The sequence below is a fragment of the Paenibacillus sp. FSL K6-1122 genome (assembly GCF_037977015.1).
Lineage (GTDB): Bacteria > Bacillota > Bacilli > Paenibacillales > Paenibacillaceae > Paenibacillus > Paenibacillus amylolyticus.
In genome coordinates this window covers 7,066,812-7,082,227 of the sequence record NZ_CP150272.1, presented here as the reverse complement: position 1 = coordinate 7,082,227, position 15,416 = coordinate 7,066,812, and the positions used below count along the sequence as shown (strand labels likewise).

Annotated in this window: 11 protein-coding genes; 7 read left to right on the top strand and 4 right to left on the bottom strand. The window is 42.8% G+C overall.

The features are described 5' to 3' along the window. Positions 1–254 precede the first annotated feature (254 nt). Entirely contained in the window at positions 255–1,340 is a 1,086-nt protein-coding gene (locus NSQ20_RS31385) for a 5-methyltetrahydropteroyltriglutamate--homocysteine S-methyltransferase (RefSeq protein ID WP_100526841.1), read from the top strand. A 28-nt stretch (positions 1,341–1,368) separates the two neighbouring features. Continuing rightward, complete coding sequence (locus NSQ20_RS31380) at positions 1,369–2,859, top strand: aldehyde dehydrogenase family protein (protein WP_340031533.1); 1,491 nt, start codon at positions 1,369–1,371, stop codon at positions 2,857–2,859. Between the two features lie 220 nt (positions 2,860–3,079). Here NSQ20_RS31380 and NSQ20_RS31375 read toward each other — a convergent pair whose 3' ends face one another. Beyond that, positions 3,080–3,532, bottom strand: coding sequence for a HEAT repeat domain-containing protein (locus tag NSQ20_RS31375; protein WP_036611867.1), 453 nt, complete (start codon positions 3,530–3,532; stop codon positions 3,080–3,082). Positions 3,533–3,623: 91 nt separating this feature from the next. Next, positions 3,624–4,598 carry a YndJ family transporter gene (locus NSQ20_RS31370; RefSeq protein ID WP_340031531.1) on the bottom strand — a complete coding sequence of 325 codons (975 nt, stop codon included), beginning with the start codon at positions 4,596–4,598 and terminating at the stop codon, positions 3,624–3,626. 217 nt (positions 4,599–4,815) lie between these two features. On the opposite strand from NSQ20_RS31370, the gene NSQ20_RS31365 reads away from it, so the two are divergent. Further along, complete coding sequence (locus NSQ20_RS31365; protein ID WP_339190490.1) at positions 4,816–5,484, top strand: DNA alkylation repair protein; 669 nt, start codon at positions 4,816–4,818, stop codon at positions 5,482–5,484. An 82-nt stretch (positions 5,485–5,566) separates the two neighbouring features. Here NSQ20_RS31365 and NSQ20_RS31360 read toward each other — a convergent pair whose 3' ends face one another. Continuing rightward, positions 5,567–6,115 (bottom strand): DUF6199 family natural product biosynthesis protein, encoded by a 549-nt coding sequence (locus tag NSQ20_RS31360; protein ID WP_340031530.1) that lies wholly within the window; start codon positions 6,113–6,115, stop codon positions 5,567–5,569. Positions 6,116–6,301: 186 nt separating this feature from the next. Here NSQ20_RS31360 and NSQ20_RS31355 point away from each other — a divergent pair, with 186 nt between their 5' ends. The 3 genes from NSQ20_RS31355 to NSQ20_RS31345 all read left to right on the top strand — a co-directional run bounded on the left by NSQ20_RS31355 (position 6,302) and on the right by NSQ20_RS31345 (position 11,765). Next, the gene (locus NSQ20_RS31355; protein ID WP_340031529.1) at positions 6,302–8,758 is read left to right on the top strand and encodes an S-layer homology domain-containing protein; all 2,457 of its coding nucleotides are present in this window, start codon (positions 6,302–6,304) and stop codon (positions 8,756–8,758) included. A 164-nt stretch (positions 8,759–8,922) separates the two neighbouring features. Beyond that, positions 8,923–10,653: an ATP-binding protein gene (locus tag NSQ20_RS31350; RefSeq protein WP_340031528.1), complete on the top strand. Its 1,731-nt coding sequence runs from the start codon at positions 8,923–8,925 to the stop codon at positions 10,651–10,653. Next, positions 10,650–11,765 (top strand): response regulator, encoded by a 1,116-nt coding sequence (locus tag NSQ20_RS31345; RefSeq protein ID WP_340031526.1) that lies wholly within the window; start codon positions 10,650–10,652, stop codon positions 11,763–11,765. Before NSQ20_RS31350 ends, NSQ20_RS31345 begins: the two co-directional genes overlap by 4 nt. Before the next feature lie 54 nt (positions 11,766–11,819). Here NSQ20_RS31345 and NSQ20_RS31340 read toward each other — a convergent pair whose 3' ends face one another. Next, entirely contained in the window at positions 11,820–12,446 is a 627-nt protein-coding gene (locus tag NSQ20_RS31340) for a hypothetical protein (RefSeq protein ID WP_051447237.1), read from the bottom strand. Positions 12,447–13,038: 592 nt separating this feature from the next. On the opposite strand from NSQ20_RS31340, the gene NSQ20_RS31335 reads away from it, so the two are divergent. Then, positions 13,039–15,162 carry a 5'-nucleotidase C-terminal domain-containing protein gene (locus NSQ20_RS31335; protein ID WP_340031525.1) on the top strand — a complete coding sequence of 708 codons (2,124 nt, stop codon included), beginning with the start codon at positions 13,039–13,041 and terminating at the stop codon, positions 15,160–15,162. Positions 15,163–15,416: the final 254 nt, after the last annotated feature.

Genomic DNA, 15,416 nt, shown 5'->3' with positions numbered 1-15,416 from the left:
AATGTTTGTTGTATCCCGTTATTATACTAGAAATAAATATATTGGGAGAGATAGGAAAGTGGATGTTAGCCTGAATTGATATTGATAAAAGGTAAAACCACATCCACTACCCTATGAAGTTGTGGATTTTTGCGTATTAAAGTCTTGTAGCTATTGTTAAAAGCTATGACTAGCCATGCTTTTTTCATATAACAAGCATTCCTTTTCATCATGCTATACTCATTAGAATAAAAAGTTTAGAAGGAGAAATAGTTATGATACCATTTCGTAATGATCATGTAGGTAGCTTTCTACGTCCTGCAGATTTAAGTCAGGCACGTGAACAATATAAATCAGGCAACATCACATATGAGGAATTAAGAGCTGTGGAAGATAAAGAGATTATTCGAATTATTGAAAAGCAAAAGGAAAATGGCGTATTGGCAGTTACGGATGGTGAATTCCGCAGAAGCTGGTGGCATTTTGATTTTCTGGGCGGCTTGGATGGCGTAGAGTTGTATGAGCAAATAGACGGACCGAAATTCCATAATATGCAAACGCGCAAGGGTGGGATTCGTGTTGTTAGTAAAGTTGATTTCTCGAGTCATCCCTTTGTTCAGGATTTTGAGTTTTTGAAAAAGCATGCAGGTGACGCAGTAGCGAAACAGACCATTCCAAGTCCGAACATGCTTCTATATCGATTGGAGAATGACGCCAATATCTATACGGACCGAGAGCAATTCCTTCAGGATACGATTGCGGCGTATCAAAAAGCCATTCAAGCCTTCTATGATGCGGGATGTCGATACCTGCAATTAGATGATACAGCTTGGGCCGACCTGTTCTCAGACGCTGGTCACGATAAGCTACGTGCTAAAGGTCTGGAACCGGCGGAAGAGTTGAAAACGATGCAGCGCATGATTAATGAATCCTTGTCTCATAAACCAGCAGATTTAGTGGTGACGATGCATATTTGTCGTGGTAACTATAAATCGAACTATTTCTCAACGGGTGGTTATGATTACGCTTCTGAAGTTATCTTTGGAGGCTTAAACGTAGATGGATTATTCCTGGAATTTGATGATGAGCGCTCAGGTGGATTCGAGCCATTAAAATATGTGAATCGAAAAGATTTGAAAATCGTGCTTGGTTTACTCACATCGAAAACAGGCGAGTTAGAGGATAAAGAACACATTAAAGCTCGGATTGCAGAGGCGGCAACCTATGTACCACTTGAGCAACTATGTTTGAGTCCACAATGTGGTTTTTCATCTACAGAAGAAGGCAATATTTTAACGGAAGAACAACAATGGCGTAAACTTCGTTATGTGAAGGAAATTGCAGAAGAAGTTTGGAATTAATCCATTTAAATAACGGAGGGGATGTAAAATGACGACGCAAGCAGACCAAGAGACAATTATAGTTGAAGCGTTCATTAATGGTCAAAATGTAAAATCCCTTTCGCAGTTAGCAAAAGAGAATCCGACAAACCCATCCGAGATCGTAGGCTATTTCCCTGTCACTACGAGAGAACAAGCGGTTGATGCGATTGAAGCGGCGGCAGGGGCTTTTAAAACATGGAATCAGATCTCCATTGATGAACGCATTATTATGATGCGCAAGGCGATCGAGAAGATTAGAGCAGCTGAGAATGAAATTGTTCATTTGCTGTCCAGAGAGCATGGCAAGCCCCTGTATGATGCACACGGTGAAATTTATGTTTCGTTAATGTGGATGGAATTTGCTTGTAATGAAGCCAAATCGGCTCTACAGGAAGAGATCAAAGAGCATGAGAATGGTAAAACGATTCTTTCCTATGATCCCATTGGTGTGGTGGCAGCAATTAGTCCATGGAACTATCCCATTGCTTTATCTACGATTAAGATCGCTCCTGCCTTACTTGCGGGCAACACGATTGTGCTTAAACCAAGTCCATATGCGCCACTGGCGGCAGCGAAAGTGGCAGAAATTATTGCGAGTGAGTTCCCGGCTGGTGTAATCAATGTCGTTCATGGTGATGCGGATGTGGGCGTTGAACTGACTAGTAATCCTCTTGTTACTAAAATCGCCTTTACAGGTGGAACCGCAACAGCTAAGCATATTATCAAAGCGGCTTCGGAAACGATTAAGGATATGACGCTTGAGCTTGGTGGTAATGATGCGGCTATCTTCTTGGAGAGCTTTGATGTTCATGATGAGCGAGCAATGCGCCGGATTGTCATTTCTAATTTCTTGACAGCAGGTCAAATCTGTATGATCGCCAAACGTGTGTATGTACACCGTTCTATTTATGATGAGTTTGTGGAAAAATATATAGAGGCGGCAAATCGCTGGATTCGAATTGGTGATCCATTTGATTCAAATACGACAGTAGGTCCGGTTAATAACCTGAAGCAGAAAAATGTCGTGCTTGGTTTGGTTGAAGATGCGCAAAAGCGCGGGGCTGAGGTCATCCCTCTCGGTCAAATTCTGGATCAGAAGCTGTTTGACCAAGGCTACTACTTACAACCTACGCTTGTTTTAGGTTGCGATGTTCATGATCCGATTGTAGTGGAGGAACAGTTTGGTCCTACGGTTCCGATTCTTCCATTTGACGATGAAGAGCAGGTTATTCATCTACACAATGAAAGCATATATGGATTGACGAGTTCTGTGTGGGGGAAAGAAGCGGATGCCATCTCCGTCGCACGTCAACTCGAAGCTGGAACGACTATGATCAACACAGCTGCTGTGCAGGGGCTCGACGTTCGGTTCCCTTTCGGTGGGGTTAAGCAATCCGGTATTGGCCGTGAATACGGCGTGGAAGGTATCCGCACGTATACAGAAAAACATGTCATCAACGTTCCGAAGACACTGGATCTTCCTTATATACCAGAGTAAATGGTATAGAGGTTGTTCAAAAAGGCTCTAACTTTGCGCTTTGTTTACTGATTTTTAAGAATCAGTAGACAGGGCGTTTTTTTGTCAGATCAGTTTGACAGTGGTGACTTTTTTAGAGAGAAAATACCCCCACATCTGATGGAGGTGACGCTGAAGAAATAAAGAAGCCACTCCATTGATGGAGTGGCTTGATACTCAGCTATTATACGGTGAACGGCGGTTATCTTCTACCTAGTGTCTCCCAAATTCCATGGAGCCAGGAATCGAAATCAGCATCTTTGTCGCCCTCGTAAGTATCATAAATATCCAGACGTGTCTTTTGCAGTTTTTCCTTGAATTGCTCGAATGTGTGACCTTCAGGAAGGCTTTTTTTAATCCGTAGCAAAATTTTGTTAGTACCTTTAAACAGCTCACCTTTGTTTTTGGCAGGCATTTGTACATCTTCATCCAACTGCTTGAGCTTTTGATATGCGGCTTCGCGCACTTGAAACACTTGATCATTTTTCAAAACATGCTGCAGCAACTTAATGGTAGGGGCTGTATTCCAGTTCCCCAATTCGTTCACCGCATTCAGTCTTTCTCTCCAGCTCGACGTCCGGTTAGCCGCTCGTTTGAGCTCTTCAAAGTTCTCCGGTAGTTCGTTAACTGCTCCAATATCATGGTTGTTCGTCAAAATTCAATCTCCTTAATCATCGCCATCTCGGCAGAATGATGAATGTTATTTATGTGATCACTATTATAGCACGAACCTGACTAAACTACTCCTATGAAGCCGATTGGTTAGCCTTTTCCTTAATGAAGTCCACCATATACACCCAACCAATTAGTCCACATAAGACAAAACCAAACGCATGCAGAGATCCATAAATGGGAATAAAATCGAGTATGGTTAAGGAGTACATATTTTTCAGTAACGGATAGAAAATAGAAATGACAACAACCGTGTAAAAGGCTAGACAAGAAAGGCCTAAAAAGAAGGTTGCCTTATTATCCAAAGAGTTCTTCCTCAAGTAAGAAAGGAGATAAGCGGTGTAAACCACAATATTACAGGCGAACAAAGTGACACCGACGTATTCAATTGGCTTGGAGAAAATCATACCAATAGCAATCAATATGGGTCCGATGATATCGATGGCAACGACCCAAGGATACCAGCTTTTCTTCGTCATGATGCGTCCCAGTGCACCAATAAAAATCGGAACGATCGCAGATGAGAAATGGAAGTGGAGCGAGCTTAACGCGTGCGTTGAAGGATTAGCTTGGAACAGGTTCAATTGATATTGATATAAGGTAAACCAAATGCCCCCGATAAAAAAATAAACGAGCCCCGCACCAATCGCTATTTCCGCTGCTTTTCCTTTAGAGATCACAATTGTGGTCAAGCCATAGATGCCAAGCAGCAGTGTGAACAGTAGCCATCCAAGAGACAGAATTCCTGGGATTTCCGTACTTTCTAACCCCCACATCTTATTACTCATTACCGAGGCCAGGGTAAGAAGCGCAGCGGGAAATTGAAGCCATTTCATAGCAGCATAAATCATTCGTTGATGTTTATTCTTTTCATCATGGTTCAAAAGTAAAATCACAAGAGGTACAATGACAAAAGCCGCAAAAAGTAGAAATTTTTCAACAAGTTCGAATTGGAAGTAATCAAGGGAAAATATCAGAATGGTTATGATTCCACCGGGAAACACTGGTGCTAATAATGATTTCATTCGTTGCTTCAAGGAACTATTCATGGGGTTTCCTTTCTAACTACGTTTATCGTAATAACTACCCGTATCCAGTTGTGTAGCTTTCTTTAGTATAGATTGGCAATTCTTCTTTTAGTAGTCTAACACATTTAATTGTAAATATATGAAAATAAGCTTCTTATCTTACTGCGGTTGATGGAGTCATGGGAAATAGTCCTTCCGCTCTTCAAAGACTTTCACCATAAAGGAGCTGTGGTATCAAATGAATAAGGATAAAAGTATAGAAACGAAATACTCTTCAAAAGCAGGGGACATTCTACAGCAGATCAATAGTAAAACTAAGCTAGGCGAATTACGAAAAATCGCAAAGGATATTAAAAAAGATCACGAACTAGCTATGGAACTTTGGTCGACCGAAGCGTTTTTGCCCAGACTATTAGCTATTTTAATTATGGATAAAAAACTTCTCTCACAAGAAGTGCTTAATAAGTTTGATAAGGATATGCAGACTCACACTTTTGATGAGCGAAATAACTTAATGGATTGGTTAATGGCTAATCAGCTCACCAAAGACAAGAAGAACATTGCATTGATGGAGTCATGGGAAAAAAGCCCTTCTGCTCTTCAAAGGCGAGCTTTTTGGTATTATCAAGCGCGATTGAGATGGACCGGACAAACGCCTCCTGATAACACCGAGGACTTACTATCTGCAATTGAAGCTAATATTACGCAGGAAGAGCCGACAGTCCAGTGGGCTATGAATTTCATTGCAGGTTGGATAGGCATTTATGATCAAAAGTACCGTGCACGTTGTATTAAACTTGGTGAGAATACAGGTCTTTATAAAGATGAAATGGTATCAAAGGGTTGTACTCCTAATTATTTGCCAGAGTTCATTGCAATTGAAGTTAACAAACGAAATAAGAATTAGAAGCCTTAATATGGAAAAAGGGTCTGGAAGTAAGCTTCCAGACCCTTTTTGCTTGGAGGGTAATTGCAAAATTTTTCTTACACTACTGATCACTATAATTGGTGTGAAACCAATTTTTTAACTCTTCACTCATGATCTCATATTCCTTCTCAGCAGCCTTCGGATGCAATTCGATTCCTCCAGAAGGTCCGAAAATAACGATGTCTAGGCTCGTTTCGTCTGTAAATGTAATTTTTCCAGCATTGTTCGATCCAAACACATCACCTGCATCAAAAGGTCTAAGTTCTGCATCTTGTATCATTTGGATAACCGTATTTTTTTCTTCCTCGCTTAATATGGTGGGATTAATCATACCGATACTGATTTCTTTTACTTGCCCTGCATCAAGTTTCTCTTTAAATTGTTCTGCCCATTTGCTGTCCGCTCCGCTTCCCGTGGAGCAACTTGAAACGATCAGTATAAAACCGACAATCACCAAGACAATGCCTGAGATCCGTCCAGTACTTAGTGCTAAATCACTTGGCTCCGCATCTTTAAACTTCCATCCCAGTCGAATATACCAAGCAAAGTAAGGCCAAATTGCCATAATTAATCCTGTTAATAAGACTAAAACACTTATGATACCTGTCAAACAATCACATCCTCTATATGTTAAGTATTAGTCTAATATAAAAAACAGTAAGAACACCACTCTATTTCTTTCATTATTCTTTCATAGCGCTCTGTTAATATCCATAGAGGGTGATGACTCTCGGATCTGATCAAAAAGTATGCTCTGGCGTTGCCTGAATCAAAGGGATGAAGGAGAGAATACATATTGTTATCGTTTAATTGGAGAAAGATGGATTATCTTGTTATATGCTTCGTATTGTTGTTCAGCACAATCGTTCCATTTGATGTTCGATCGGCTTATGCTGCAGGTCCTGCTTCACCTGTTAAAGTAGAGAAAATAGACGCAGGCGGTCTTGCTTCAATGGCGTTAAAGTCAGATGGGACGTTGGTGGCCTGGGGGAGAACCGACTTTGGTCAACTAAACGTTCCCTTAGGTTTAAGTGAAGTTGTAGCAATCGATGTTGGGTATTTCCATACACTTGCATTGAAATCGGACGGTACTGTTGTCGGCTGGGGTAACAATAGCGTTGGTCAACTAAACGTGCCAGCGGGCTTGAATGATGTGGTGGCTATCGCCACAGGAAGCAACCATTCACTTGCGCTGAAGTCAGACAACACGTTGATCGGCTGGGGTAACAATGCCAACGGTCAAACCAATGTACCCGTGGTTGTAGACGGAGTAGTGGCGATTGCTGCTGGTAACCTCCATTCGCTTGCACTGAAGTCAGATGGCACGGTGGTCGCCTTGGGAGGCGATAATGTTGGTCAAACTAATGTGCCTGTAGGCCTAGACGGAGTAGTGGCGGTTGCTGCAGGAGCATCTCACTCACTAGCGCTAAAGTCAGATGGCACGGTGGTTGCCTGGGGAGGTAATAATGGTGGTCAAACCAATGTGCCCGTAGGCTTAGAAGGAGTAGTGGCGATCGCTGCAGGAGAAGCTCATTCACTAGCGCTAAAGTCAGATGGCACGGTGGTCGCCTGGGGGGGAAATATTAGTGGTGAAACCGATGTACCAACCGACTTAGAAGGAGTAGTGGCGGTCGCTGCAGGTCATTTACATTCGCTTGCCTTAAAGTCAGATGGTACCCTAGTTACTTGGGGATATAATCAGGATGGACAAATTAATGTACCTGGGAATGCCAATCTGAGAGATCTTAAGCTAGAGGAAGGGAATTTCACGGAATCCTTTGATCCTGCAGTCATGGACTACACGTATTATTACGACGGTCAATCGCTGTCCAGTGTAGATGTAACGCCGACAATGGCAAGCGCGGACCAGACAGTTATGTACGTAAACAATGAGCTGCTGCCGGACGGCAACACCAAGACGATAGATATCTCGGGAGCAACCACGGATACGGTCATTCCTGTTCACGTGAAGCCCTATTTGCTTCCGGGTCAAACGTATACCATTACTGTAGCAATCGATTCAACGTCTCCAGAAGTGCAGTTCGGTACGAATGGTCGTGTTGCCGCGGCGAAAACCGCAGCAAGCCAAGTGAAGGTCAGCGACATACAAAGCGGAATAGATACTGCTTCACTGCAATATGTGTGGACGCAAAGTACCGTCGTTCCGACAGGTGGCTGGTTGCCCTTCAGCAACAGTGATAACTTGAGTCAGACTAGCGGAAATGGCAACTGGTACTTACACATTCGCGCAACAGACAACGTAGGGAATGTTACGGATGCGATTTCCAATCCTTTTCTACTGGATAACACAATGCCGGTACCAGCACCGAATCCAATAGATCAAGGCGGTAGTTCACCTGTTGGGCCTTCGGTAACCCCATCCCGATCTAACCAGGCAGCTTTAGCTAAAATAAATGTTTATAATTCCGGAAAGACATTGGAATTATCTCCTAAGTTCACGTCGGGGACTACGACGTATACAGTAGAAACAGACGCTGCGCAGGTTGAACTGGAAGTAGCTTCAGTCCATTCCAAGGCGGTTGTTAAGCTAAGGGGAGAACGCATAAGTGAGATGGCGACCGTTCCTTTGGTGATGGGTGCCAATGTGCTGACACTTACGGTTCAAGCCGAGGATGGAACGATCAACACGTATACCGTAACGGTTACCCGTATTACCGATGATGAGGATAATGCGTCATCAGCTCCGGTATGCCGGCTCACGGATATCGAGAATCACTGGGCAACATCCGAAATTTGCGAGGCAGCAGAATTGGGTATTGTGGAGGGGATAGATGCCTACACCTTTGTACCAAGAGGCAACGTAACAAGAACGGAGTTCGCCGTTATGCTGATGCGGACACTTCAGATCCCGATACATAACGAATCAAGTGAGGTGTCTTTCCGCGATGCAGAAAGCATCCCGGCATGGGCACACCTGACGATCCAGACAGCTGTAGCCGAGGGAATTCTGCAAGGATATCCCGATGGAACATTACGGCCGAAGCAAACGGTAAGCCGTGCAGAGATGGCTGCGATGGTCTCCAAGGCCATGAAGTGGAATGCTGATCGTACGGCTAACTCTTATTTCTCTGATAATACAAGCATTCCAACATGGGCCAAGGCATATGTCGAAGCTGCTCAGGAGCACGGACTTCTGAAAGGGCAAGCGGGTAATCGATTTGTTCCGGAGGGACGAACAACAAGAGCCGAAGCAGCGGTTGTACTCTTGCGACTTTGGAAATCTATACATTAAGCAATAAAGGACTGACCCCTGATGTCATTAGATGACAACAGGGGTCAGTTTTTGTTGAAGCCTGATAGGAGATATGCTTGTAATCCATAATTCCCTCTACTATTATGGATAGAAAAGGCATAAGGTGTCTATTTTCTTAATTTAAATATAAAGGGACCTGATGTATGAATTCCACTGTAGAACTTATCCTGATGATTGTTTCATTGATCATGACGGGTATCATCTTACTCACTGTGTACGGGTTTAGACGAGAGCGCGGAGTAATCTACCTCGTAGGTTTGATCGTATGCCGAATGATGTACTCAAGCAGTATCATTCTGGAGAGACATAGCGATGTATTTATGACTAAATTAATTTTTCGCAATATTCAGAATACGACCCAAAATGTAATGGTCCCTTTCTTGATCTTATTCGTTTATCACTTAGTCGGTCGAGACAAGCTGCTGAAGACCCAATGGAAGATCCTATTGTTTGCCGTATTTGTATCGTGGTCGTTGCTTATGTGGCTTGACCCAAACTTTCATATTATATATCTGACGATTGAGCTTTATAATGGCCACCTAGTCACAACAAAAACCCTCTATTCTAGAGCATTCAGCCTCATTTGCTATAGTGCAGTGGTTATATGCCTCTACTATTTATTTCAGTATGTAAGGAATATTAGGAGTGATTATCGTAAGCCGGGAATGTGGGTTCTCCTTCTGGCTACATTACCGTTTGTCCTGGAGATTATCAAATTTGTGAAGCCTGAGTGGTCATCATGGTTACTTCCATTAACAGTTTACTGCGGATCTACAGGGACAATTATGTTGGTGATTATTCTGAGGATTAAGTTCTTCTCTACCGTTCCGATTGCCAGGAATATTGTGCTCGATACGTTGCAGGAGAGTATTGTGATTGTGAATGGTTCGGGAAAGGTCATCGATAACAATAATCGAGCTTCACAATGGTTCTCAGAGTTGGGCTATACCAATATTTCGGGTCGGAATATATCGGAAATCCTAGCTTCCTGGCCAGAATGGTATAAGCTGAGCAAGTCTATGCAACCGGGCAGTGTAGAGATTGATAAGTGGCTGGATGGAGAAAGAAAAATATATAGTGTAAACGTATATCCATTATATACACTGGGTAAGGCACAGGGTAATATTTCTCTTATTTTTGATATTACAGAGAAACAACGGCATCTGGAGCAGATGGCACAGTTGAACCAGTTGAAGGATCAACTGTTTACAATTATATCGCATGATATTCGCAGTCCGCTAGCGCTGCAGTTTCAACTCGTGGAGTTACTGGAGGCGGACAGGCAATCCTTCGCTGCGGATCATCAGGAGATCATTGAGCAGCTGGGTGACCAGATTCGTAATACACTTGGAATGGCTAATAACTTGTTGGAGTGGTTTCGCAGTCAGGTTGAAGACATGACACTTCGTCCAGAGTTACTGGAGCTTTCGGAGGTTGTTGAGGACTGTTGTCATATGTTACACATTAAAAGTGAGAGTAAACATATCAGCGTGATGAATAAGATTGCTATAGGCACCCATGTATATGCAGACCGGGAAACAGTTGGTTTAATTATTCGTAACTTATTAACCAACGCCATCAAATTTTCCGAATTGGGTGGTTTAATCGAAGTGTACGCTCAGTTGTCAGGAGACATGGTGATCGTGTCCGTTCGTGATAACGGAGTAGGTATGGAAGAGGAGCGAGTTCGTCAGCTATTTAACGAGAAGCAACTCAACTCCATGGCGGGTACATTAGGTGAAAAAGGGGCAGGGCTTGGACTGCTCGTAAGTCGGCAGTTCGTACAACTAAGTGGTGGAGATATGTGGGCAGAAAGCACGGTGCAACAAGGAAGCGTATTTCACTTCACTTTGAGAGGCGGAACAGAGAGATGAAAGTACTCATCGTTGATGATGAGCCTGCCATGCTGTTGGCAATGAAGCGGATGCTGTCGAGTATGCAAGATGTGGAGATTGTCGGAAGCTTTCAGAATGCGGCAGAGGCACTCGATTTCGTTAAGAACAGGGAAGTGGATCTCGCATTCCTGGACATCCAGATCGCTACGGACAATGGATTAGAGCTTGCACGCAGCTTGATCTCAGTTTGTAATGATCTTGACATTGTGTTTACCACTTCGCATGCAGAATATGCGATTCACGCTTACGATGTTTATCCGTTGGACTACATGGTTAAGCCGATTTCCAGAATGCGACTGGCTCAGACGCTCACTAGGGCGGCCAGCAGACGCAGATCTTCTTCTAATCTTGCTGACGACATTGCGCCTAATCGGCTGACGGTTCATGGACTGAGTTGCTTCGAGGCTAGCAGCAAACAAGCGGGTGCAGTAAAATGGAAATCCAAAAAAAGCATGGAGCTATTTGCCTATCTGCTTGTTCATCAGGGTCGAAGTGTAGCCAAATCCCGAATCCTGGAGGATCTCTTCCCAGGGAGGCCTCTCAAGCAGGCGGAAGTGTACTTGAATACGATTGTCTATCAGCTTAGAAAGGTGTTATCCGAGCATGGGTTCAAGGAGATGATCCTATCAGTGCAAGAGCAATATCGGGTAGATTTAGATCAAGCCGATGTTGATTTTATTCGATTCGAACAGACCATGTTGGAGTTATTTGAATTCAATATAGCTAATGAAAAAGCGGCCATAGCGTTAGAGAAACAGTTCGTAGGCGAGTTGTTTGAGGGTAAATCTTTTGATTGGGCGACAGGGGAACGTGAGAGATTGTTAATTGTGTACGTTTCCTATGCCAAGCGTCTTGCAAGCTGGTTGCTGGAACGGAATCAATATAATGAAGCAGCACGCATTGCCAGAAGAATTGTATCCCGCAATGAGTTTGAGGAAGAGGCAACATTGCTGTTGTTAAGTATATTGGGAGCCATGGGAGATCGAAAATCACTACATAACCACTATGAGCAATATACACAATTACTGCTTCATGAACTTGGATTACAGCCTTCGCTGTCTATTCAACAGCAATATGAACAATATCAATGATATCCTTCTGATAAACAAAAAAAAGCCGCGCATCACGCGGCTCTCTATCTGATTTTAACGCCCGCCCGTATTGGAAGCCCAGACAGGAATCCAACTGTTCGGATAATTGCTATTGGTCAGGGTTGTGTTATAGAGAACTAAATTCCCATCACTTTGCATGACCAGTGTATCACCTGTTGTGTTAGCAGGTAAGCTGCTCCCGTGATGACCTGGAATCCATGAGGTGGTATTGGGAGACCAAGCAGCTACCTGTACAGAAGTATCAATCATCAAAACTTTGTCCCATCCCCAACCGGTGTAATATTCGAATTTACCTGTAGCCGGGTTGAAACCATAACGATAACCATATTGGTAAACGTCTTGATATTTCATGCCATATTTATAGATGACAGGTTTCCCGTACTGTGATTCAAAATTGAACGAAAGAGCCCCACTGTTACTAGTTCCGCTACTCCAAAGAGATGAACCGTTTTGATAGATAACAAAGTTCCCGTCATTCTGCCAAATGGCTGAAAATCTACCATCTTGGGAGGTGAGATAATCACCCTTTGCCATGCTTTGGCCGATCGTGAGTTTATCTCCAAGATAGCCAGCAGAAGCTGTTGCTGGTACGGCAAATGCAAGAATCAACAAGCAAGCCATAAGAACTCGAAAAGATCTGGGAAAAAGTCGTTTGTTCATTGGACACGCTCCTATTTTTCTTATAATGGTTAAAGTTAAATGCATAGAACAACAAATCCTTACAGCTATTGCATGTTTCTGCGTTGTATTCAGTCAGGAGCGGTGAGGTAACACGTCCCCATCTGGTGTAAAACGGGAACTAAGATCTAAAATGCTCCCAACGGTCACCTCCTTTAATAGAAGTGTGAAAATCTTTGATACATATTATGTAATGGGATGTGTGTGTTTTAGGAGATGGAAGCTAAGTGTTTTTTAGTAGAGGAGTTATATCATCAAGTGAAAATACATACTTTATTTTCCATTATAGCAACAAAAAATATAAAAGCCATATTTTTCTATATGAAATTTTGAATCTATTACTTACAACCAATGCGTTATAACTTCTCGTCTCCTGAGCTAGAAAAAAACCTATTATTCGCTTGAATAAATTGAAGCCAAACACTAACTTTGGTGCAGCTCGAGACATAGGTATTCATCTCCTCTATCAATCTCCCAAAATTTTTACATCAATTTTATATATTTAATGATTTTTATGAATTGAACTATGGTAAAATATCTCAGGATCTAAAATTGGAGAGGGGTTTTTTCATTCATGTTTTGGAAAAAAGTTTTGGGTAAAAGCACACTGCGTGTAGCTACTGCTGCACTATTACTCACGCAACTATTGGGCGCAACAGGTTCTGTCTCTGCCGCAGGTAGCGATGTAGAAGTACACTTGATTGGAATCAATGATTTCCACGGTCAGTTAGATACCACATCAATCGTGGGTGATAAGAAGGCAGGAACGGCTCCAATTCTAGCAACCTATCTCAAAGAAGCTCAAGCCAAATATGAATACTCTCTACTCTTCCATAATGGGGACTCTGTTGGTGCATCTGCTCCAGCCTCATCTTTGGATCGTGACGAGCCTACCATGGAATGGATGAATATGATGGGCTTTGATGTAGGTTCCTTAGGGAATCACGAATTCGACCAAGGTGTCGCTGCTTTAAAGGCACAGATCTTTGGTGGCCTTGATCCAAAAGAAGGTAAGGTAACACATGCCGGTGCAAAATTTGATTACGTCAATGCAAACGTGATTGAAACTGCCACAGGAAAAACATTGATTAAGCCGTATGTGATTAAAGAAGTGGGCGGAGTTAAAATTGGATTTATCGGACTAGTGACGAAATCCACACCTGCCAAAGTATCTCCATCGGGGACAGCTGGCGTACGTTTCTTAAGCGCAGAAGAAGAAGTGGAAGCCGTTAATAAATATGCTAAAGAATTGCAAGACCAAGGTGTAGAAACGATCATTGTTTTGGCACATGATCCAGCAACAACCAAAGAAGGCGTAACCACTGGAGAAGCAGCTGATCTGGCAAAAGCTTTACCGGCGGACTCCCCTGTTGACGTTATCGTTGCAGGTGACAATCATGCTTTGGCTAACGGTGAAGTGAACGGAAAGTTGATTGTGCAAGCCTACTCATATGGTACGGCGTTTGAAGATATCAAGCTGATGATTGACCCTGCTACCGGGGATGTAACTGAAAAATCAGCGACTGTTACAACGACTTTCCAAGAGGGTGTAAAAGAAGACCCTGAATCTTTAGCTATTATTAAAAAATCATTAGACAAGCATCCTGAGCTGACGAAGCCAGTAGGTACAACGGATGGTTCTGTTACCCGTACAGATGCTTATAATAACGAAGCCCCTCTAGGCAACCTCATTGCAGATTCAATGCGTGAAGCAGACTTTGGGGATGAGGCAAGTGCAGCTGACTTTGCATTTATGAATCCAGGCGGTATTCGTGCGGATCTGCCACAAGGCGATGTGACCTTTGCTGATCTTGCCAAAATCCAACCGTTTGGTAATACTCTAGTAAAACTTGAGCTGACTGGCGAACAGGTTAAAACCTTGTTGCAGCAGCAATGGGGTATCAATGCTGACGGTACACCTAATACCAAAACACTCCAAATCTCTGGTTTGAAATACACTGCAGATTTCAATAAGCCGGTCGCAGAACGCGTTACAGGTCTCAGTCTTGAAGATGGAACAACGATTGATCCTGCAAAAACATATACGGCTGTAGTTAACAACTTTATGGCTGCAGGTGGAGATAACTATAAAGTGCTGCTGGATGCTAAATCATCCCTGGCAGGTCCTATCGATCTGGATGTATTCTACCAATACATCGTAGACACGTATAAAGGCGGTAGCATCGAAGCTAAAAATGAAGGACGTATCACAAACCTGGCTGCATCTACCGAGCCAACAGAAACACCTGTAACAACAGAAGTCATTTCTCGTGCTGAATTTGTAAGTGCTCTGGTCGACATGTTGAAACTTAACGAAGTAGCTACAGCACCTGCATTCAAAGATGTTGCGGCTAATGCTGCATATGCAGATGCGATTGCTGAAGCTACGCATGCTGGATTCATTCAAGGTTATGGTGGAAACTTCTATCCTGATCGGGATATCACACGTGAAGAAGCTGCTACCATTCTTGCTAAATTGGTAAAAGATCAAGCGACTGATAAAGACGCTGCTACAATTATTGCTAGTTTCGAAGATGGTAAATCCGTGTCTGCCTATGCAATTAAACCTATGGCAAAATTGATTGACAAAGGTATTTTTGCTGGAACAGATAAAAAATCACTTCAACCTAAACTAGGTCTGACTACTAAGGATGCAAAAGCATTAATTGAAAAAGCTGTTGCAGCAAAAGCTTCATAATGTAGAACTTATTCAAACTTTATATTAAAACAGAGAAACACATCCTATCGGGCGAATGAGCATTCCTCTACGGATAAACCCTCTCATCAAGTAATTCTTTAATTGGTGAAAAGGGTTTATCCAGGAGAATGCCATATCCCAATTTAGGATGTTTTTTTTATGCTTAAAATCCACGATTCTATGGAGAAATCCATGTCTGAATTGGCTCTATGCTCTGGTTACCGCTTAGTGTTCAGAATTTGGTAAGGGCTCTA

What these genes read in the sequence shown, in the direction of transcription:
- NSQ20_RS31385 (WP_100526841.1), top strand. Translation starts at nt 255, where the DNA reads ATGATACCATTTCGTAATGATCATGTAGGTAGCTTTCTACGTCCTGCA.
- NSQ20_RS31380 (WP_340031533.1), top strand. Translation starts at nt 1,369, where the DNA reads ATGACGACGCAAGCAGACCAAGAGACAATTATAGTTGAAGCGTTCATT.
- NSQ20_RS31370 (WP_340031531.1), bottom strand. Translation starts at nt 4,598, where the DNA reads ATGAATAGTTCCTTGAAGCAACGAATGAAATCATTATTAGCACCAGTG.
- NSQ20_RS31365 (WP_339190490.1), top strand. Translation starts at nt 4,816, where the DNA reads ATGAATAAGGATAAAAGTATAGAAACGAAATACTCTTCAAAAGCAGGG.
- NSQ20_RS31350 (WP_340031528.1), top strand. Translation starts at nt 8,923, where the DNA reads ATGAATTCCACTGTAGAACTTATCCTGATGATTGTTTCATTGATCATG.
- NSQ20_RS31345 (WP_340031526.1), top strand. Translation starts at nt 10,650, where the DNA reads ATGAAAGTACTCATCGTTGATGATGAGCCTGCCATGCTGTTGGCAATG.
- NSQ20_RS31340 (WP_051447237.1), bottom strand. Translation starts at nt 12,446, where the DNA reads ATGAACAAACGACTTTTTCCCAGATCTTTTCGAGTTCTTATGGCTTGC.
- NSQ20_RS31335 (WP_340031525.1), top strand. Translation starts at nt 13,039, where the DNA reads ATGTTTTGGAAAAAAGTTTTGGGTAAAAGCACACTGCGTGTAGCTACT.